Origin of the sequence: Halosegnis marinus, from assembly GCF_029338355.1 — an archaeon.
Taxonomy (GTDB): domain Archaea; phylum Halobacteriota; class Halobacteria; order Halobacteriales; family Haloarculaceae; genus Halosegnis; species Halosegnis marinus.
The window spans coordinates 1,025,355-1,043,794 of sequence record NZ_CP119802.1 but is presented as its reverse complement, the minus strand read 5'-3'; the positions used below and the strand labels follow the sequence as shown (position 1 = coordinate 1,043,794).

At 71.1% G+C, this 18,440-nt stretch carries 22 protein-coding genes and 1 tRNA gene; 13 read left to right on the top strand and 10 right to left on the bottom strand.

Translation table 11 applies throughout. The features are described from left to right. The first annotated feature begins 11 nt into the window (after nucleotides 1–11). Entirely contained in the window at nucleotides 12–155 is a 144-nt protein-coding gene (locus P2T37_RS05875) for a DUF7859 family protein (RefSeq protein ID WP_276235866.1), read from the top strand. Here P2T37_RS05875 and P2T37_RS05870 read toward each other — a convergent pair. Then, entirely contained in the window at nucleotides 152–1,159 is a 1,008-nt protein-coding gene (locus P2T37_RS05870; protein ID WP_276235865.1) for a threonine aldolase family protein, read from the bottom strand. The genes P2T37_RS05875 and P2T37_RS05870 overlap by 4 nt on opposite strands. A gap of 84 nt (nucleotides 1,160–1,243) precedes the next feature. Here P2T37_RS05870 and P2T37_RS05865 point away from each other — a divergent pair, with 84 nt between their 5' ends. Together P2T37_RS05865 and P2T37_RS05860 are read left to right on the top strand one after the other, a co-directional pair. Beyond that, the gene (locus P2T37_RS05865; RefSeq protein ID WP_276235864.1) at nucleotides 1,244–2,338 is read left to right on the top strand and encodes an aminopeptidase; all 1,095 of its coding nucleotides are present in this window, start codon (nucleotides 1,244–1,246) and stop codon (nucleotides 2,336–2,338) included. After that, a complete protein-coding gene (locus P2T37_RS05860) occupies nucleotides 2,339–2,743 on the top strand; it encodes a hypothetical protein (RefSeq protein WP_276235863.1) in 405 nt (134 codons plus the stop codon). A gap of 680 nt (nucleotides 2,744–3,423) precedes the next feature. On the opposite strand, the gene P2T37_RS05855 is transcribed toward P2T37_RS05860, so the two are convergent. From P2T37_RS05855 to P2T37_RS05845, 3 genes are all read right to left on the bottom strand, one after another. After that, nucleotides 3,424–3,498, bottom strand: a tRNA-Arg gene (locus P2T37_RS05855). Nucleotides 3,499–3,564: 66 nt separating this feature from the next. Next, on the bottom strand, nucleotides 3,565–4,803 hold the full coding sequence (locus tag P2T37_RS05850) for a vWA domain-containing protein (protein WP_276235862.1): 1,239 nt from the start codon (nucleotides 4,801–4,803) through the stop codon (nucleotides 3,565–3,567). A 307-nt stretch (nucleotides 4,804–5,110) separates the two neighbouring features. Continuing rightward, nucleotides 5,111–5,485 carry a YccF domain-containing protein gene (locus tag P2T37_RS05845; RefSeq protein WP_276235861.1) on the bottom strand — a complete coding sequence of 125 codons (375 nt, stop codon included), beginning with the start codon at nucleotides 5,483–5,485 and terminating at the stop codon, nucleotides 5,111–5,113. An 84-nt stretch (nucleotides 5,486–5,569) separates the two neighbouring features. Here P2T37_RS05845 and P2T37_RS05840 point away from each other — a divergent pair, with 84 nt between their 5' ends. From P2T37_RS05840 to P2T37_RS05830, 3 genes are read left to right on the top strand one after another with little or no spacing between them, the layout of a single operon-like run. Continuing rightward, nucleotides 5,570–6,100, top strand: a complete 531-nt coding sequence (locus P2T37_RS05840) for an AAA family ATPase (RefSeq protein WP_276235860.1) — start codon at nucleotides 5,570–5,572, stop codon at nucleotides 6,098–6,100. Next, complete coding sequence (locus tag P2T37_RS05835; protein WP_276235859.1) at nucleotides 6,097–6,504, top strand: RNA-binding domain-containing protein; 408 nt, start codon at nucleotides 6,097–6,099, stop codon at nucleotides 6,502–6,504. The genes P2T37_RS05840 and P2T37_RS05835 overlap by 4 nt, the downstream gene beginning before the upstream one ends. Nucleotides 6,505–6,548: 44 nt before the next feature. Continuing rightward, nucleotides 6,549–7,142, top strand: a complete 594-nt coding sequence (locus P2T37_RS05830; RefSeq protein ID WP_276235858.1) for an HAD family hydrolase — start codon at nucleotides 6,549–6,551, stop codon at nucleotides 7,140–7,142. Here the strand turns inward: P2T37_RS05830 and P2T37_RS05825 are convergent. Next, a complete protein-coding gene (locus P2T37_RS05825; RefSeq protein ID WP_276235857.1) occupies nucleotides 7,139–8,170 on the bottom strand; it encodes a molybdopterin-dependent oxidoreductase in 1,032 nt (343 codons plus the stop codon). The two genes, P2T37_RS05830 and P2T37_RS05825, sit on opposite strands and share 4 nt — an antisense overlap. 75 nt (nucleotides 8,171–8,245) lie before the next feature. Between P2T37_RS05825 and P2T37_RS05820 the strand changes: the two genes are divergently transcribed. Then, complete coding sequence (locus P2T37_RS05820) at nucleotides 8,246–9,109, top strand: CBS domain-containing protein (RefSeq protein ID WP_276235856.1); 864 nt, start codon at nucleotides 8,246–8,248, stop codon at nucleotides 9,107–9,109. On the opposite strand, the gene P2T37_RS05815 is transcribed toward P2T37_RS05820, so the two are convergent. From P2T37_RS05815 to P2T37_RS05800, 4 genes are all read right to left on the bottom strand, one after another. Then, nucleotides 9,106–9,288 (bottom strand): hypothetical protein, encoded by a 183-nt coding sequence (locus P2T37_RS05815; RefSeq protein WP_276235855.1) that lies wholly within the window; start codon nucleotides 9,286–9,288, stop codon nucleotides 9,106–9,108. The genes P2T37_RS05820 and P2T37_RS05815 overlap by 4 nt on opposite strands. Nucleotides 9,289–9,468: 180 nt before the next feature. After that, on the bottom strand, nucleotides 9,469–10,440 hold the full coding sequence (locus tag P2T37_RS05810; RefSeq protein WP_276235854.1) for a nucleoside recognition protein: 972 nt from the start codon (nucleotides 10,438–10,440) through the stop codon (nucleotides 9,469–9,471). A gap of 32 nt (nucleotides 10,441–10,472) precedes the next feature. Beyond that, on the bottom strand, nucleotides 10,473–11,462 hold the full coding sequence (locus P2T37_RS05805; protein ID WP_276235853.1) for a halocyanin domain-containing protein: 990 nt from the start codon (nucleotides 11,460–11,462) through the stop codon (nucleotides 10,473–10,475). 5 nt (nucleotides 11,463–11,467) lie between these two features. After that, nucleotides 11,468–12,610 carry a multicopper oxidase domain-containing protein gene (locus P2T37_RS05800; RefSeq protein WP_276235852.1) on the bottom strand — a complete coding sequence of 381 codons (1,143 nt, stop codon included), beginning with the start codon at nucleotides 12,608–12,610 and terminating at the stop codon, nucleotides 11,468–11,470. 159 nt (nucleotides 12,611–12,769) lie between these two features. On the opposite strand from P2T37_RS05800, the gene P2T37_RS05795 reads away from it, so the two are divergent. Genes P2T37_RS05795 through P2T37_RS05780 form a run of 4 tightly spaced genes read left to right on the top strand, consistent with a single transcriptional unit; the run spans nucleotide 12,770 to nucleotide 14,664 of the window. Beyond that, complete coding sequence (locus P2T37_RS05795) at nucleotides 12,770–13,402, top strand: helix-turn-helix domain-containing protein (RefSeq protein ID WP_276235851.1); 633 nt, start codon at nucleotides 12,770–12,772, stop codon at nucleotides 13,400–13,402. Then, nucleotides 13,399–13,767 (top strand): winged helix-turn-helix domain-containing protein, encoded by a 369-nt coding sequence (locus P2T37_RS05790; protein WP_276235850.1) that lies wholly within the window; start codon nucleotides 13,399–13,401, stop codon nucleotides 13,765–13,767. Before P2T37_RS05795 ends, P2T37_RS05790 begins: the two co-directional genes overlap by 4 nt. Next, entirely contained in the window at nucleotides 13,764–14,039 is a 276-nt protein-coding gene (locus P2T37_RS05785) for a DUF7521 family protein (RefSeq protein ID WP_276235849.1), read from the top strand. The genes P2T37_RS05790 and P2T37_RS05785 overlap by 4 nt, the downstream gene beginning before the upstream one ends. 25 nt (nucleotides 14,040–14,064) lie before the next feature. Next, nucleotides 14,065–14,664, top strand: a complete 600-nt coding sequence (locus tag P2T37_RS05780; protein WP_276235848.1) for a class I SAM-dependent methyltransferase — start codon at nucleotides 14,065–14,067, stop codon at nucleotides 14,662–14,664. A gap of 47 nt (nucleotides 14,665–14,711) precedes the next feature. Here the strand turns inward: P2T37_RS05780 and P2T37_RS05775 are convergent, their stop codons facing one another. Then, nucleotides 14,712–16,235 carry an aldehyde dehydrogenase family protein gene (locus tag P2T37_RS05775; RefSeq protein WP_276235847.1) on the bottom strand — a complete coding sequence of 508 codons (1,524 nt, stop codon included), beginning with the start codon at nucleotides 16,233–16,235 and terminating at the stop codon, nucleotides 14,712–14,714. 95 nt (nucleotides 16,236–16,330) lie between these two features. On the opposite strand from P2T37_RS05775, the gene P2T37_RS05770 reads away from it, so the two are divergent. Next, nucleotides 16,331–17,041 carry a helix-turn-helix domain-containing protein gene (locus P2T37_RS05770; protein WP_276235846.1) on the top strand — a complete coding sequence of 237 codons (711 nt, stop codon included), beginning with the start codon at nucleotides 16,331–16,333 and terminating at the stop codon, nucleotides 17,039–17,041. Nucleotides 17,042–17,141: 100 nt separating this feature from the next. After that, nucleotides 17,142–18,437 carry an ABC transporter substrate-binding protein gene (locus tag P2T37_RS05765; protein ID WP_276235845.1) on the top strand — a complete coding sequence of 432 codons (1,296 nt, stop codon included), beginning with the start codon at nucleotides 17,142–17,144 and terminating at the stop codon, nucleotides 18,435–18,437. The last annotated feature ends 3 nt before the right edge of the window (nucleotides 18,438–18,440 follow it).

The window sequence follows — 18,440 nt, the reverse complement described above, 5'->3', positions numbered from 1 at the left end:
AAGCCCGGTGCATGGTCAATACCGGTGGCGTGGACCCGGCGCTCGTCGCCATCATCGCGGTGCTCCTCCTCGTCGTGTTGGGCATCTACCTGTTCGTCCGCCGCACCCTCCTCGCCTTCACCGACGGCCTGCGCGAGGGGTCGAAGCGGGACTAGCTCGCGCGCTCCGCGGCCGTCACGGCCGCCTCGACGTCCGACCCGTCCACGTCCCAGTGCGTACAGAAGCGCACCTGGTGCTCCCCGAACTCCGAGGCGCGGACGCCCTCGTCCTCCAGTGCCGCGAGGAACTCGCTCGCCGGCCGCTCGGTGTCGGCCAGCACGATGTTCGTCTCCGGGTCGTGGACCGAGAGCCCCTCGACGCCCGACAGCCCCTCCGCGAGCAGGCGTGCGTTCGCGTGGTCCTCCTCCAGCCGCGTCCGGTTCCCGAGCGCGAGGAGGCCGGGGGCGGCTATCACCCCCGCCTGCCGCATCCCGCCGCCGAACAGCTTCCGCGCGCGGTGTGCGCGCTCGATGAACTCGGCGGGGCCGGCCAGCACGGAGCCGACGGGCGCGCCCAGCCCCTTCGAGAGGCAGAACATGACGGTGTCCACCGGGGCGACGAGGTCGCTCGCGGGGACGTCGAGCGCCGCCGCGGCGTTGAACAGCCGCGCGCCGTCGAGGTGGACGGCGACGCCGCGCTCGCGGGCCGCCTCCGCCGCCGCGGTGACGTCCTCGGGCGCGATGGCCGTCCCGCCCTTGCTGTTGTGGGTGTTCTCCAGACACAGCAGGCTCGTCCCCGGGCGATGACCGTCCGCGGCGACGTACTCCTCGCGGACCTGCGCGGCCGTAATCACGCCGCGCTCGTCGCCGTCTATCGTCCGTGCTTGCACGCCGGAGTGCTGGGCGATGCCGCCGAGTTCCCACTTGTACACGTGGCTCTCGCGCTCGCAGAGCAGTTCGTCGCCCGGCTCCGTGTGGGTGCGGATGGCGATCTGGTTCCCCATCGTCCCGGAGGGGACGTACAGCGCGTCCTCCGTGCCGACGACGTCGGCGGCGCGGGCCTCCAGTTCGTTGACGGTCGGGTCCTCGGCGTACACGTCGTCGCCCACCTCGGCGTCGCGCGCGGCGTCGCGCATCGCTTCCGACGGTCGGGTGACGGTGTCCGAGCGGAAATCGGTCATACCGGAGGGTGCGACCGCGCGGGCAAATACGCGACGGTCGGGCGGCACCGAAACCGGCTTCACCGGACGCACCGAGGCCCGGACATGGACCCACGTATCCGCGAGCACGCCGAGGTCGTCGTCAACCACTCCGTCGGGGCCGAGGCGGGCGACGACGTGGTCATCGACGCCCACCCCGTGGCCGACGACTTCGTCGTCGCGCTCCACGAGGCGCTCGCCGACGTCGGCGCGAACCCGCTCGTCGTCCGCCAGCGAACGGGCAAGCGGTTCCGCCGCGCGTACCTGCGCAACCACGACGGCGACTTCGACCTGCCGGAGCACGAGACGGCGCTGTTCGAGGCGATGGACGCCTACATCGCCGTCCGCGGCGACGAGAACGTCACCGAGGAGTCGGACATCGACGGCGACGTCCAGACGGCCTACTCGCAGGCGCGCCAGCCCCTCCTGGAGACGCGCCTCGGCAAGACCTGGTGTCTCACGCAGTACCCCGCCGCCGCCAACGCTCAGCTCGCCGAGATGTCCACCGAGGCGTACGAGAACTTCGTCTACGACGCCGTCCTGAAGGACTGGGACGCGGTGCGGGAACACCAGGCGCAGATGAAGGAGATCATGGACGACGCCGAGGAGGTCCGCATCCGGTCGGGCGAGGACACGGACCTGCGGATGAGCGTCGCCGGCAACGAGACGCTCAACGACGACGGCCACGCGAACCTCCCCGGCGGCGAGGTGTTCACCGCGCCCGTCCCCGACAGCGTCGAGGGCGAGGTGTTCTTCGACAAGCCGGTCTACCAGCGCGGGAAGGAGATAACGGGCGCCCGTCTCCGCTTCGAGGGCGGCGAGGCCGTCGAGTGGGACGCCGAGAAGAACGCCGACACCCTCGACGACATCCTCACGACCGACGAGGGCGCGCGCCGCGTCGGCGAACTCGGTATCGGGATGAACCGCGACATCGACCGCTTCACGTACAACATGCTGTTCGACGAGAAGATGGGCGACACCGTCCACCTCGCCGTGGGCCGGGCCTACGACGCCTGCGTCGGCGAGGGGAACGAACACAACGACTCCGCGGTCCACGTGGACATGATCGTCGATATGAGCGAGGACTCTGTCATCGAGGTGGACGGGGAGGTCGTCCAGCGGAACGGGACCTTCCGGTTCGAGGACGGCTTCGAAGCGTAGATGCGCGTCTGGCTCGCCGACGGCGACGACCTCAGGGGGGTGACGGGGGTTACGTCCGTCGGCCGCTCGGTCGGGAAGTACGTCGCGTGGGCCGACGGCGAGCGCGCCGCGAGCGCGCCGGAGTTCCTGCGCGCCACCGACTTCGACCCCTTCACGGTCGGTATCAGGGTCGGGCCGGTCGCCCGCGAGTCGGTCTCCGACGCCGTCGAGCGCGACCGCTCGCTCGACCTGTCGGGCGACCGCCTTACCGTGACCGACGTCGTCGCCGTCGAGCGCGCGCTCGACCGCTATCCGGACGCCTTCGAGCGGTTGTTCCCGGAGGTGTCCGCCGGCGTCGTCGTGGAGCGACGCGGCGGCGACCGGCTCGCCGTCGAGGGCGAGCTGGTCGAGGTATCGTCGGAGTAGCCCCGCGAGGGGCAGAAAGGACCACACGCCGTCGATGACGGCGCTGGGGGTGCGCTATCGTGTGTCTGAGCGCGACCGCACCCCCGCACGGCTGCTGCCGTGAGGTGTACCATGGTACGAACCGGACGGTCCCGATTCAGCCGACCACCCCGTCGTTCCCTTTCCGACCGTTCGTCGGCGTCTCCACGCCGACCGGCCGTATCTCGCACACGTTTTCGGACATTACACTCCGTTCGTCCAGGTAGATGGGGATAAAGTTTGCGTGCAATGGTCTTTCGACGGTGTATGTTGTCCATATGTCCTTATATTCGGCCCGTTCGGTGACTTTTCAGGCATATATGCGATGTAGTATCAAACAGTCGTGTGTCTCCCGACATCGGATGCCGCGTCCGTTCGATTACACCCCGGAAAACCGCGCGAGCACCGACGAACGGACGCCACGAACGGACTCGAATACCTATCGCGCTCTCCCTCGCTGTCGCTCGCCCCCGATGCTCGGAGATAGCGAGCGCGGCGGGAGTGAGCAAAGCCGCAGGCTTTGCGAACTACGCCGCACGAGGAGCGAAGCGACGAGCGCGGCGGGATTCGAACCACGGTCGGACGTGCTCGCTCCGCTGCGCGCGTCCTCCCTGATTCGAATCCCACTTGCCTCGCTCCTCCTCGCTGTCGCTCGGAGATAGCGAGCGCGGTGGGATTCGAACCCACGACCATCGGATTAGAAGTCCGACGCTCTCTCCTGGCTGAGCTACGCGCCCCGCCGCCGGGTAACGTCGGACCGATAAAAAGGGAAACGGGTTGGGGGAGAATCCGTTCGGCAGCCGTTAGCGGCCGCGGCGGCCGTTGCGGCCCCGCCCGCGGGAGGGGAACGACTCGGCGAACGCCGTCGCCGCGTCCTCGCTGCAGAAGAACGCGACGAAGCTGATTGCGTAGGGGGCCACGTACTCCGCCGTGACCTGCCCGTCCGTCGCGGTCAGCTCGGTGACGCTGAACTCCTGGCCGGCCTTCACGACCGCCCACACGGAGCAGTACTCCGTGGCGAACGTCGCGGTGGCGGGGTCGTAGGTCGCGCCCTCCTTGTTCTCGTAGGAGACGTACGCGAAGTCGCCGGCGTCGCCGTCGGGGCGGAAGCCGTCGAAGGTGACGACGCCCTCCTCGTCGTACTCGACGACGTACTCGAACTTGGCGAGCTGGCCATCGTCGTCACACGGGAGACACTCGTCACAGATCTCCGTGAGGAGCGCCTGGAGCTGCGCGCCGAGGTCCTCGGCCTCCGCGACCGCGACGAAGTCCTCGGGCGTGCTGGCGACGTTGTTCTCGAGGTAGTCGTCGAAGCCCGCCACGTTCTGGCCGATACCGACCGTGATGATGCGGACGCCGGCGTCCTTGATGGCGGTCGCGATGGCGGTCGTCTCGGCGAGTTCGCCGGCCTCGCCGGCGATACCGTTCTCGCCGCCGGTCGTGCCGCCCGTGAACTCGAAGGTGCCGTAGGGGAACGTGGTGTCGTCGGCCGGGGGAGCCGCGCCGTCACCGACGATGCCGTTCTGGTAGTTCGGGCCGCCGTCGGTCACCAGGATGATGACCTCGTTGCCGTCGCGCCCTTCCTGGTCGAGGATGGCGTCGGCGAACGCGAGCGCGCCGGGCATGTGGGTGGCGTTCTCGCCCGGCGGCGTGGCCGCGGGAACCTCGCCCTGGAGGATCCCGACGTTGGCCGCCGTCGCGAGCCGGAGGTAGTCGCCGGGCGCGTAGGCGCGGGCGTCCGGGGCGTCCCCGAACAGGACCATCCCGAGCTGGACGTCCTCGGGGACGACGCCGAAGAAGCTCTCGACGCCGCTCTGGATGTCCGGCCAGGTGCCGGCGCTCCGGATGGAGCCGGAGTAGTCCAGCGCGACGACGACGTCGAGGTCGTTACAGGTGTTGATGACGGTGTGGTCGTCGGCGGCCGCGCGCCCGACGAAGCCGGTGCCCGCGACGCCGAACGCCGAGAACGCCCCGGCGGCCGCGGCGCTCTTGAGGACTGCGCGGCGGGTCAGCGGGTAGGTGGTGGGTGTTTGGGTGGTCATTGTGTTTCACGGATTCTCGCGAATCGTAGGCGCTACTCCGCCGTTTCGGGATATAAGGCGAGTAGACCGTCCCGAGTCCGGCGGCCGGTGAACCGTCCGAACGGTCCCGCGGCGCGACGGCACGGTCACCGTACCGGCCCCGGTGTCGGACGGTTTTCGGCCCGCGACCCCCGGCAGAATACCGTGCTAGCACGTCGAACCGTTCCGGCCGCGACGGCGACCGTAGGCCGGGCTACCGGCCGGCACGGTGACCGTGTTTATATACTGGGGCTCGTGGGGCCGGCGCGAGTGCGACGGCGTGTCGCGGTCAGCCGTGGAAGCGGTACAGCGACGTGACGTACGGTAGGCGGTTGAACATCCAGAACGCGACCGGGAGCCCCACGATTGTTACCGCGAGGAAGGCCGCGAGGTTGGCCCACAGCCACGAGAGCCACCAGCCGACGAGCAGGAAGTAGGCGGCCCGCACGAGGAGGTTCGTCTGTCCGCGCCCGGAGTCGGGGGCGTCGAGGCCGCGCGGCTCCGCGAGCGACAGCGCCGTCGGCACGAGGTTGACGAGCTTGATACCCAGCGGGATGAGCAGTATCGTGGCGTTGAGCGCCCACGCGATGTTGACGACCACGGGAGTGAGCCACCAGCCGACGAGGACGAACCACAGCGCGCGGACGAGGAACGGGCGACCCATACGACGGTGAGGCCGCGCGCGGGGAAGGCCCTTGTGGCGCGGCGAGTCACAGCGCTTATCGGCCGCTCCGCGGAAGAACGGACGATGCGAGTCATCGGAACCGTCGGCCTGCCGGGCAGCGGGAAGGGGGAGTTCGCCGCGGTGGCGCGCGACCTCGGCGTTCCCGTCGTCACGATGGGCGACGTCATCCGGCGGGAGTGTCGTCGCCGCGGGCTCGACCCCGCGGACCACCACGGGGAGGTCGCGGCCGCGCTCCGCGAGGAGGACGGTCCCCTCGCGGTCGCGGAGCGCTCCATCCCGATGATACGCGAGGCGCTCGACGACGCGGACACCGTCCTCGTCGACGGTCTCCGGTCGGCGGACGAACTCGCCCGCTTCCGCGAGGCGTTCGGGGACGACTTCGTCCTCGTCGCGGTGGAGGCGCCCTTCGAGGCGCGCGCCGAGCGCATCGACGCGCGCGGCCGGGACAACAGCGCCCGCGAGACGCTGAAACAGCGCGACGAGCGGGAACTCGGCTTCGGACTGGGCGCGGCGCTCGAACGCGCCGACCGCCGGATAGAGAACGACGGCAGCCTCGACGCGTTCCGCGCCGACGTGCGGGAGGTGCTCGGATGATATACTCGGTCGACGTGGAGATACGCACGCCCGTCCGGGAGACCGAACTCCCCGACCGCGTCGAGCGCGCCGTGGCGAACGTGTTCCCCGGCGCTGACCTCGAACACGCCGACGGGGAACTCCGCGGCGAGGCCCACGGTCTGGAGGGGTTCTCGGAACTGCTCCGCGAGCAGGCCATCCTCGACACCGCCCGCGGCGCGTTCTTCGGCGGGCGGGAGGGGAACACGACGACGTTCGCGCTGAAGAAGGCCGCCGCCTTCCAGGGCGTCGTCAACTTCGCCGTCGGGTCGCCGGGAGAACTCGGCGACATCGAGGTGACCGTCGTCGTCCACGACCCGGACTTCGAGTCGTACGTCGACCACGTCGCGCCGCCGACCGAGGACGGCGAGCCCGTCACCGGGTGACACGCCGGGGGAACGGTTTCCCCGGTTCCGCCGCCCCGTCCGGCGTGCACGCCGTCCACTTCGACCTCGACGGAACGCTGATGGTCTTCGACCGTCCCTACGCCGACCTCCTCGCCGACGCCTGCGAGCGCGTGCTCGACACGCGCGACCCGGCCGTCGCCGAGGCGTACTCGACCGCCTTCTTCGAGCGGCTGCGGCCCGTCGAGCCGAATCCCTACGAGGTCGGTGCCCGGGCGGCCATCGACGCCGCGGACGCGGACGCCGACCCCGAGCGGTTCGTCGCCGCGCTCCGCGACCTCGAATACGGCGCCGCGACGGTCCGTGAGGGGATGCCGGCGCTCCTCGGCGCGCTCGCCGAGCGACCGCTCGGCGTGGTCTCGAACGGCGTCGGCGCGTGGCAACGGGGGAAGCTCGACGCCGTCGGGCTCGCGGGGCGGTTCGACTCGGTGGTCACCTCCTACGACGCCGGCGTGGCCAAGCCCGCCCCCGGCGTGTTCGCGCACGCCGCCGAGCGGCTCCCCGCGGACGACCACACGATGGTGGGTGACGACACCGAGGCCGACATCGAGGGGGCGCGGGCCGCCGGCTGGCGGGCGGTTCACGTCGAGGACGTGGCGTCGCCGGCGGACCTGCCCTAGTCCCCGAGCCCCGAGACGTTGATCGCGACCCACTCCGAGCGGTCGCGCCGGCGCGTCACCCGCACCTCCCGGACCCACTTCACCCACTGGAAGCCGCGGCGTCCGGGCGCGACCAGCCGGAGGGGGAAGCCGTGGCCGTGGCTCAGCCGCTCGCCGTCCACCGCGGTCGCGAGCAGGGCGTCGCGCGCTTCTTCGACGGGCAGGGACCACCGGTAGCCCGTCACGGAGCGGAACTGCACCCACCCCGCGTCCTCCCCCGTCCCCGCCGCGTCGAGCAGGTCCCCGACGCGCACGCCGGTCCACTCGTGGTCGGAGTACCAGCCGCTCGTACAGTCGAGCAGCGCCCGCTCGGCCGTGTCGGCCGGGAGGTCGCCGTAGCCGTACTCGGTCGCTTCGTCCACGAGGCCCGTCACCGCGAGCGTCCAGTCGTCCGCCCCGACGGGGTCGGGGTCGTCGGCCACCCACGCCGTGACCGGAAAGCGGTTCCCCTCGCCGGAGCCCTGCTCGCGAGAGCCGGTGTAGCGTCGCTCCGTGCCGAGCGCGTCGGTGACGCGGTAGGCGGCCGCGCCGACGGTGACCATCCCGGCCCACGCGAGCGCGCCCCGGCGCTCGGTCAGGTCGGCGCGCGACGGGGGCGCGAAGCGGTCGCGCAGGTGGACGACGAGGACGACGGCCGTGACGACGCCGACGGCGGCGTGGGCGACGAGCAGGGTCCACGGGCCGGGAATCGTCGCGCCGAACACCCACGCGACGCCCGACGCGAGCGCGGCGACGGCGAGCAGGGTGAGGAGGACGGAGAGCGCGACGGTGCCCGAACGCGCCCGGACGCCGGCCCGGACCCGGGCGCGGACGCGCCACAGTTTCACGCCGAGGAACCCCACGAGCGCGACGCCCGCGCCCCCGTGGACGACGAACAGCCACGCGTCCCCCGGGCGGGCGACGAGGCTCGCAAGGCCCGTCCCAACGAGGAGGGCGACCCCGACGAGCAGCGACCAGTCCACGAGGCCGCTCGGGAGCGCGCGGTCCATACCCCGCCTTCGGCCCGCGCGACCTTCAGGCTCTCCCCGGTGGGCTTCTTGTGGCGCGGGGTCGTCGCTCCCCCCATGCCAGCGCCGCTTTCCGCCGGCGACCTCGCCAGCACCGACGTCGAGACGGTCGGCCCGGCCGCGCCCCTGCGGGCCGTCGCGGAGTACCTCCACGGCACCGACGTGGGCAGCGTCGTCGTGACCGACGAGGGCGACGCGCCGGTCGGAATCGTCACCGGCCGGGACCTGAGCCGCGCCGTCGCGGCGGGGCTCGACCTCGACGCGACGCGCGTCGCCGACGCCATGACGGAGACGCTCGTCACCGTCGAGCCGACGACCACCGGGGTACAGGCCGCGGCGACGATGCGCGACCACGGCGTTCACCACCTGCTCGTGGTGGACGACGGCGGCCTCCGCGGGGTCCTGACCGCGACCGACCTCGCGTACGCGCTCCCGCACGCCGCCGAGCGCGACCGCGCGACCGACCGCCCGGACGTGGCGCGCGGCGAGTTCCGCGACATGGACGACTGGGCGTTCGTCGGGGGCGAGGAGGTGGCCGTCGGCGACGAGTTCACCTTCTCGAAGACGCTCTCCGAGGCCGACGTCGAGGCGTTCGCGGACGCGACGGGCGACACGAACCCCCTCCACCTCGACGACGCGTACGCGGGCGACACCCGCTTCGGCGGGCGCATCGTCCACGGCGTACTCACGACGGGCGTCGTCTCGGCGGCGGTCGCGCGGCTTCCGGGGATGCCCATCTACCTCGGGCAGGACTGCGACTTCACGGCGCCGGTGCGGCCGGGGACGCGCGTGACGGCGGAACTGACGGTCGCGGAGGAACTCGGGGACGCGCGCTACCGGCTGACGACGCGGGTGCGCGACGACGAGGGCGAGGTGGTCCTCGACGGGGAGGCGCGCGTGCTCATCGACGAGGAGCCCTAGCGCGGGACGGACTCGTTCTCGCCGTCGGCGGTGTTCGGCATCCGGCGCTCGCAGCGGTAGTCGAAGGTGCGCGGCGCGTTCGCCGTCGTCACCTCGCGCTCGTCCTCCCAGCGCGTCGGGTCGGGTCGTGTCTCGGTTCGCTGGCCGGGGCGGGGTCGGGTCGTCGTTGTCGTGCTCATGTGGTCTCGGGGGTGGGGGGTGTCTCGGGGTCGGTCGCCGCACGCTGCACTCGGAGGGTCAGAAGGATGCGTTGTGTACAGCGTGCATGTGTGTCTCCGCCGAGGGGCCTGTATGTAATGAATGTTCGTGTTCGTACATGGTTGTACATAGCATGGCACACCGGCGTGTCCCGACCCCGCTCAGACCGGCCCGTACAGCAGGAGGCCGACGGCGAGGCCGATGAAGCCGACCTTCAGGAGCGTGTTCACGACGACCACCTTCGAGCCGAACTCCGCGCCCCAGATGCCGTACTGGAACGGGATGGAGCGCTTGAACGTCGAGACGGCGAAGGAGACGATGCCGCCGACGAGCATCGTCGCCACCGCCTGCTCGGGCGTGAACGTGCCCGCGGGGAGCGAGGCGAGGAACAGCGCGCCGTTCGTCGTGTCGATGGCGAAGACGGCGACGACGGGCGCGGCGGCCACCGGGAGGCCGACGAGGTCCGCGAGCGGCTGTGCGCCGGCCGTCACCGCCGTCACGTCCACGTTCGCCGTCACCACCGCGACGACGGCGTAGATGACCGCGAGGCGCGGGAGGATGTCCCTCGTCTTGTCGTACCCCTGCCCCGCGGCGCGACGGAGTTTGCCGGCGAGGTCGTCGGGCCGGTCGCGGCCGACCGCCCCGCCGTCGGCCTCCACGGGCCCGGTCGCCCGGTCGCGCCCCGACAGCAGCAGCGCCCCGGCGAGGACGCCCGTCAGCGTGATGGCGAGCGCGATGGCCGCGCGCGACCCGACGTACAACAGCCCCACTTCGAGGCCGAGTATCGGTATCAGGACCGGCGCGTAGAACGTGAAGATGTGCTGGACGAAGCCGAAGAACGTGTTTATCGTCACCGCGACGAGCGTCGCGCGGTCCGAGAGGCGACCCGACTCGCGGAACTCCGCGAGCATCCCGTAGCCGGCCGTCGTGGAGGCAGCCGTCGTCACGATGGCCGTCCCCACCTCGTCCGGGAGGTTCGCCGGGCGCGTCAGGTACTTCGAGACGCGCGCGACCCGCTCGACGAGGCCGAACGAGACCAGCAGGTCCGCGAGGGTCACCCCCAGCGCGATGAACGCGGCTATCTCGACGACGCGCCGGGCCACGCCGGGCAGCACGTCGAGGACCTCCCACATACGCGGACGGAGACGGGCGAGCGACTAAACGCCTACTCGTCGCCCCGGCCGAAGTTCTTGCCCGCGCGCGTCGTCGTCTTCGCGTGCAGGCGCACCCCGGCCGCGAGCGGCACGGCGAGCAGGCTTCCGAGCAGGCCGGCCGCACCCACCCCCTGCCAGCTCAGGGTCTCCCGCGGGCCGTCGCCGACGACCACGACGCCGCGCATCCCCTGGTCGCCGTACTTCGTACACTCGTACTTCGAGAGCCCGTTCTCGCTGAACTCGACGGCGTAGCCGTACCCCTCTCCCGTGACCTGCTCGGAGCCGTAGCCGAGGTCGGGGTCGACCACGTCGTAGCGGCGCGGGCCGACCCACTCCCACTTCACCGTCGTCCCCGAGGAGACGCGGACGGCCGCCGGCTCGAAGGCGAGCGGGCCGCCGTTCCCCTCGGCGCCGACCTCGACCACGACCTCCTCCTCGCCGCGCCGGTCGACGACGCCGTCGTAGTTGTCGGTGTTCGCGAGCCAGCCGTCGAACGACCGCGGCTCGGCCGTCTCGGTCTCGGTCGCGGTGGGCGTGGGCGTCGCGCCGCCGGGCAGCGTCACCTGCGCGTCCCCGACGACGACGACCCCCTTCATCCCCATCGTCTCGTGGGGCGAACAGTAGTAGCGGGTGACGCCCGCCGACTCGAACGTGTGGGCGAACGTCGCCCCCTCGCTCCCCTGCATCGGGGACTCGAAGCTCCCGTCGTCGGCCACGACGTTGTGGCTCCCGCCGCCGCCGGTCCACTCGAAGGTGACCGTGGTACCGGGGTCGACCCGGACGACCGGCGGGCCGAAGCCGAACGCGCCGCCGTTGCCGTCCGCGCCGACGGCCACGGTCGTCTCGCTCGTCCCGGTTCTGTCGACCACGCTCCCGGCGTTGTCGACGTCCGAGAGCCAGTCCGTCAGGTCGACGCCGGACTGTGCGGCGGCCGGGCCGACGGCGAGCGTCGCGCCCGCCCCGGCCGCCATCGCCGTCATGAACCCCCTGCGCGTCGCCATCGGAATCACCCCTCGTAGCCGGCGTACTCCATCAGTTGGGCGAAGATGTCCGTGTCCATCGCCTCGCGGTAGACGATACCCGTCAACATCCCGCCGGGGTACGTGGAGCCGTTCGTGACGTGGTCCACCTTGTGACAGTGCATGAGGTAGATGCCGGGGTCCGCGTCCGCCTCGAACTCCACCGTGTACCGCTCGGCCGGCCCGATGTTCTGGGTGTCGCGGGCGTACTGGGCGGCCTCGGGCACCGGCGAGCCGTCGCGCTCCACGACCCGGAACCGGTGGTTGTGGGTGTGCATCGGGTGGGCGCGGAAGCCGGCGTTCGTCAGGTGGAGCCTGACGGTGTCGCCGCTATCGACGATGACCGGCGAGCCGTCCTCCGGGTGGAGCGTCCGCGGCGCCGACTTCCCGTTGATGGTGAACACGTCGGGCCGGCGGTTCGTGATGTCGTAGGTGGCGTCCCCGCCGGCCAACTGGCGCGAGAGCCGCGAGTCCCACTCCTTGAACGTCATGAAGTACTCCTTGTCCGCCTCCTCGTACCCCTCGGGGTCGACGCGGAGCGCCCCGTACATCCCCATCTCGATGTGTCGGGGCGTCTGGTAGTGACAGTGGTAGATGTGCGTGCCGGGCGTGTTCGCGGTGAACTGGTAGGTGTGCGTCTCGTCCGGCCCGACGGTGATGCCGGTCGAGGTCGGGACGCCGTCGTTCTCCCACGTCGTCTGCAGCCCGTGGACGTGGAACGTGTGGGGCATCTCCACGCCGGTGTTGTCGAGCGTTATCTCGAACTCCGTCCCCTCCTCGACGCGGAGGACGGGGCCGGGAACCGACGGCTCCCCGTCGTCGGCCTGCCACGCCCAGACGGTCGGGAGCCGCACCGGGCCGCCCATCGACTGACCGGGGTGGACCTCGTGTGCCGCCGCCACCGTCCGGAGCGTGACCGACCCGCCCCGCTCGTTGATGTCGACGACCTCGGGGGGACTCGTCGTCGGCAGCGACGGCTCCATCGCCGCCCGCGAGCCGCCCCGCTCCTCGACGGCGGGCTCGGTCGTGGTCGTACAGCCGGCCGCCGCGGCGACCCCCGCGGTCCCCGTCGCGGCCACGAACTCCCGTCGCGTGATACCAGTGCCGGGTGCGCCGATGTCCGGTGTCATACACGCCGTCGTATACGGGGGACACTTGTAGCCCCCAACGCCGAGTCCGCGTCGGCGGGACTGTCGTGAACATGTTCGGTCACTTGTTTATATAGGGTGTTCGCGCCGCTCCCGGCAGGGTAATGTGGCTCCCACGGCGAGGACCGGACGAGGGGGACGATGCCACGCGCACGACTCGCCGTCACGCTCCCGCCCGACGGGCCGCTCGGCCGCGTCTCTCGGGCCAGTCCGGAGGCCCGGCTCCGCGTCCGGTCCGCCGTCTCGAACGCCGACGGCGCGACGCTGCTCGCCGAGGTCACGGCCGCCGACGGCCCGGCGGTCGTCGGGGCGCTCGCCGAGACGGCCGCGGCCGCCGTCGACCCGCTCGCGCGCGACGGCGACACCGCCATCTGCCGCGTCGCGCTCGACGACCCGTCCCCGTTCGACGCGTTCGCGGCCGCCGGCACGCCGCCGGAGTTCCCGTGCACGGTCGCCGACGGGAGGCTCTCCGTCTCGGTCGTCGCGCCCCGCCCCGCGCTGTCGGCGCTCTCCGACGAACTCGACGCCGCCGGACTCGCCTTCACTGTGGAGGCGGTGACCGCGGCCACCGACCCGCTCGCCCCGCTCACGCCCCGTCAGCGGCGCGTCCTCCGGGTCGCGCGCGACCGGGGCTACTTCGAGACGCCGCGCGACTGCTCGCTCGCGGCGCTCGCCGACGACCTCGGGATGGCGAAGTCCACGTGTAGCGAGGCGCTCCGGCGCGCGCAGGCCGCCCTGCTGGACGACTACCTCGACGGGGGTGTGCCGGCGTGAGCAACCCGTTCGCGGACGAGATAGATATCGAGGCCGTGCTGAACGCGCTCGACGACCCGGCGTGCCGGGAGATAATCGCCGTCCTCGACGAGCCGCACACGGCCGACGAGGTGGCCGGCGAGTGCGACATCGCCCGCTCGACCGTCTACCGGAAACTCGACATGCTCGCCGAGGCGTCGCTCGTCGAGGAGTCGACCGAACTGCGGACGGACGGCCACCACACGACCCGCTACGTCGTCGATTTCGAGGCCGTCCACGTGCTGTTGGCCGAGAACCGCGACCTCTCCGTCGAGGTGGACCGACCGGCCGGGTCGCCCGAGGAGCGCGTCGCGAAACTGTGGCAGGAGGTGCGAGACTCGACATGACACATCCACTCGTCGTCGCGGGGCTCAAGACCGTCACCCTCGGTCTCGGAGCCGTGATAACGTACTACAGCTACAAGGCGTACCGTCGGACGGACGCGGACGCGCTGGGCGCGCTCGCGCTCGGCTTCGGCATCATCACCATGGGGTCGTTCCTCGCCGGGGCCGTCGACACCATCGGCCCGGTGGACCGACAGCTCGCCTTCGTCGTGGAGAGCGCTTTCACCGCGCTCGGCTTCGCCACCATCTTCTACGCGCTGTTCGTCGAGCAGTGAAGGTCCCCGGGCGCGTAGCCGCCCCATGGACCGCGACGACGTGCGGCTCGCGTGGGAGGGCGTCAGCGACGAGTACGCCCGCCGGCGCGACCCGACCGGCTCCGACGCCGCGCTGCTCGACGACCTGCTCGCCGAACTGCCCGCCGACCCCGACGTGCTCGACGTCGGCTGTGGCGACGGAGCGCGCACGCTCGCGAACCTCCCACCGAGGAGCGTCGGCCTCGACTTCGCCGCCCGCGCGCTCGAACTCGCCCGCGAGCGCGTCCCGGGGGCGCGGCTCGTCCGCGGCGACATGGTCGCGCTCCCCTTCGCCGACGACGCCTTCGACGCCGTAACCGCCTACCACGCCGTCTTCCACGTCCCGCGCGACGACCAGCCGGCGGTGTACCGCGAGTTCGCCCGCGTGCTCCGCCCGGGCGGTCGGGTTCTGGCGACGCTCCCCTCGGGACGGTTCGAGACCGTCCGCCGGGGGTGGATGGGCGGGGAGATGTTCTTCTCCGCGCCCGGGCGCGAGGCGACGCTCTCGCAGCTGGAACGCGCGGGCTTCACCGACTACCGAACGCTCGCGGCCGACGACCCGCTCGGGTCGAGCACGGAGTTCGTGCTGGCGACGCTCGACGGGTAGGGGGAGAGACGGATAGGGAGAGACGGGGAGAACGGGAGAAGGGGGGTTTACTCGTCCGACGAGGTCTTGATGTCCGCGCTCAGGCCCTGCGCCATCTCGATGTCCTTCGAGTTGTTGAGCGTCCACGCCGTACGCTCGGTGACGGCCTCGATGACCTCGCGGGCGCTCGGGTAGCCGTTGCCGGACTTCTTCACGCCGCCGAACGGGAGGTGGACCTCCGCGCCGATACACGGGAGGTTGCCGTACGCCAGCCCGACCTCGGCGTTGTCGCGGTAGTGGTTTATCTGCCGGTAGTTCTCCGAGATGACCGCGCCCGCGAGCCCGTAGTCGGTGTCGTTGTGGACCTCGACGGCGCGCTCGATATCGCCGTCGTACTTCAGGAGCGCGACGTGCGGGCCGAACACCTCCTCGTGGGTACACCGTAGCGGCGCGTCGGCGTCGGCCTCGTAGACGAACGGGCCGACCCAGTTGCCGTCCTCGTGGCCGTCGGGAATCTCGTCGTCGTCGAGTTCGGTGCGGTCGACGAGCACGTTCACGTCCTCCTCCTTCGCGAGGTCGTTGTACGAGCGGACCTTCTCCAGGTGTTCGGGCTCGATGAGCGGCCCCATGAACGTGGACTCGTCGAGCGGGTCGCCGACGGCCACCTCGCTCGCGATCTCGACGAACCGCTCCTTGAACTCGTCGTACACGTCGGCGTGGACGACGAGCCGCTCGGAGGAGACACAGCGCTGGCCCGTCGTCTTGAAGCTCGACATGACGGCGGCGTGGACGGCGATGTCGAGGTCCGCCTCCTCGGTGACGACGATGTTGTTCTTCCCGCCCATCTCGCAGGCGGCGAGCTTGCCGGGCTGCTGGGCGACCTTCTCCGCGACCTCGTGGCCGACCTCGGCGCTGCCCGTGAAGAGGACCGTATCGACCCGCTCGTCCTCGACTATCTCGGCGCCCACGTCGCCGAAGCCCTGTACCATGTTGAACACGCCGTCGGGGATGCCGGCGTCCTCGAACATCTCGGCGATGATCTGCCCGCACCACGGCGTCTGCTCGGCGGGCTTCCAGACGACCGTGTTCCCCTCGACCAGCGCGACGGCCATGTGCCAGAAGGGGATGGCGACCGGGAAGTTCCACGGCGTGATACAGCCGACGACGCCGCGCGGCTTCCGGCGCATGTACGCGTCCTTCGAGGGAATCTCGGAGGAGATGACGTCGCCCTTCGGGTGGCGGGCGTCGCCGGCGGCCCACTCGACCATGTGCCACGCCTCGGTCACGTCGGCCTTCCCCTCGGATATCTCCTTGCCGCACTCCTTGGTGACGACCTCGCCGAGTTCCTCGTGGCGGCTCTTCAGCTCGTAGTAGATGTCCCAGAGGTACTCCGCGCGCTGGGGGTGGCTGAGCGCCTGCCACCCCTCCTCGGCCGCGTCGGCGGCCGCGAGCGCCGCGTCGATGTCGCTCTCGGTACCCCGGCGGAAGGTGCCGAGCGTCTCGCCCGTGGCCGGGTTCGTGGAGTCGAACGTCTCCGACCCCGCGCCGTCCGTCCACTCGCCGTCGATGTAGTGCCGATAGGTGTCCGACATACCTCGGGGTGCTCTCCCGACCTTCATACCGTCTTTCCTCCCATGGTCGGTGAGAGGGCGTCACATACAAGTTCGCCAACGGTCTCTGCACCCGTATGAGTTACACCGCGAACGCCGGCACGCGGCTGACGCTGGACCTGTGGCACCCCGACTGCTGGGCCATCGGGGCCACCGAGCACGTCGACGGCGGGGTGCTCGCCCACGCGGTGTACAGTTCGCCCGAGGCCGACCGCCCCGAGTCGGTCAACGGCCTGTTCACCGCCTTCGGCGAGACGGAGGCCGAGGTCGAGCGCCTGCTCACGGAGATAGAGGCGTCGCCCCACGCCGGCGACGTCCAGGAGCTCCAACAGCGGTTCGGGCGCGCCCGCGACGCGCCGGGCAGCGTCGTCCGCGAGTTCTTCCTGGAGTACGACCCGAACGACATGGTGTGTCCGACGCTGCTCGAACACGGCTTCGTCCACAGCGCGCCCGTCCGCATCGAGAACGGCCGCGAGGAGTGGCAGGTCGTCTTCGCCGGCGACCGCTCGGAGATCGAGCCGGCGCTCGACGGGGTGCGAGCGGACGCCGGCGCGGAGGTGGAGGTGGCGGCCATCACCGCGGGCGACACCGCCCGCTCCGAGCGCGAACAGCGGCTCGACTCGCTGACGCCGAAACAGCGCGAGACGTTCGAGGCCGCCCGCGACGCCGGCTACTACCGCTGGCCCCGCGAGGCGACGACCCGCGAACTCGCCGACGAGTTCGGCGTCTCGAAGACCACTCTGCTCGAACACCTGCGGAAGGCCGAGGCGAAGCTCCTCGACCCCTGACGGTCGGCTCGGCCCCGCTCGCGGCGAATACTGCGAGTCCCCGACCATGGTCGGCGGCATATACATCCTTGGCGTGGCGAAACGTGCGACCGGATTCACTATGGGAGACGATACCAACATCCGGCGGCGCGACGTTCTGACCGCTTCGGGGGCGGGGGCGCTCGCGCTGACCGCCGGCTGTGTGACTTCGACGGACAGTACGGCGACCGAGACGGACTCGGGCGGCGACGGCAACGGCGGCGCGACTGCCACCGAGACGGACGGCGACATGAGCGGCGAGCCGTACTCCATCGGGATGGTCAACTCCCTCACGGGCTCGCTGTCGGCGTTCGGCCAGCGCAACGAGCGCGGGATGGAGCTGGCGCTGCAGTCCATCGAGGACGCCGGGAACATCCGCGGCCGCCCGCTCGACATCATCGTCGAGGACTCCGAGAGCCAGTCGCAGGCCGGCGTCTCGGCGGCCCAGAAGCTCGTCAATCAGGACGGCGTCCCGTTCCTCATCGGCGCGGTCGGCTCCGGCGTCTCGCTCGCCATCTACGAGTCGGTCATCCAGGGGACCGACGTGGTCCAGCTGAGCCAGAACTCCACGGGGACCGAACTGACCGAGTTCCCCGGCCTGCTCCGCATGTCGCCGACCGGCTCCACGCAGTCGTCGGCGCTGGCGAACATCATCGCCGACGACGGCTACGACTCCGTCGCGCTCGCGTGGGTGAACAACGACTACGGGCAGGGGCTCGCGGAGACCTTCCGCAGCGAGTGGGACGGCGACATCGCCTACGACCAGCCCCACGACCAGGGCCAGTCGTCGTACTCCTCGACGGTGTCGGCGATGGCCAACTCCGGCGCGGACGCGTGGCTGTTCATCACCTACCAGCCGGAGTTCACCTCGATGGCCCAGGAGGCGTACTCCAACGGCTACGAGGCGCAGTACTACGGCGCCGACTCCGTCGCCGGCCCGGACGTGCTCTCCTCCACGCCGGAGGGGAGCCTCGAGGGGATGAAGATAGCCACCCCCTCGGCGGCCATCGACCAGGAGAACTACCAGAACTTCGCCTCGGAGTTCGAGGACGCGTACGGCGAGGCCCCGACCTCGTGGTCGGCGTTCGCCTACGACTGCGTCATCACGGCGGCGCTGTCCATCGCGACGGCCGACGAGTTCACGGGCGCGGGCCTGCAGGCGACCGTCCGCGACGTGACCCGTCCGGAGGGCGAGGAGGTGTTCACCTTCGCCGAGGCGATGGACGTGCTCGGCGAGGACGGCTCCGCCTCCGACATCGACTACCAGGGGGTCTCGGGTCCCATCGACTTCGACGAGAACGGGGACCCGGTCGGCTTCCTCCAGATCCTCACCGTCCAGGACCACGAGTACGTCCAGACCGGCACCATCGAAGGCTAGTCG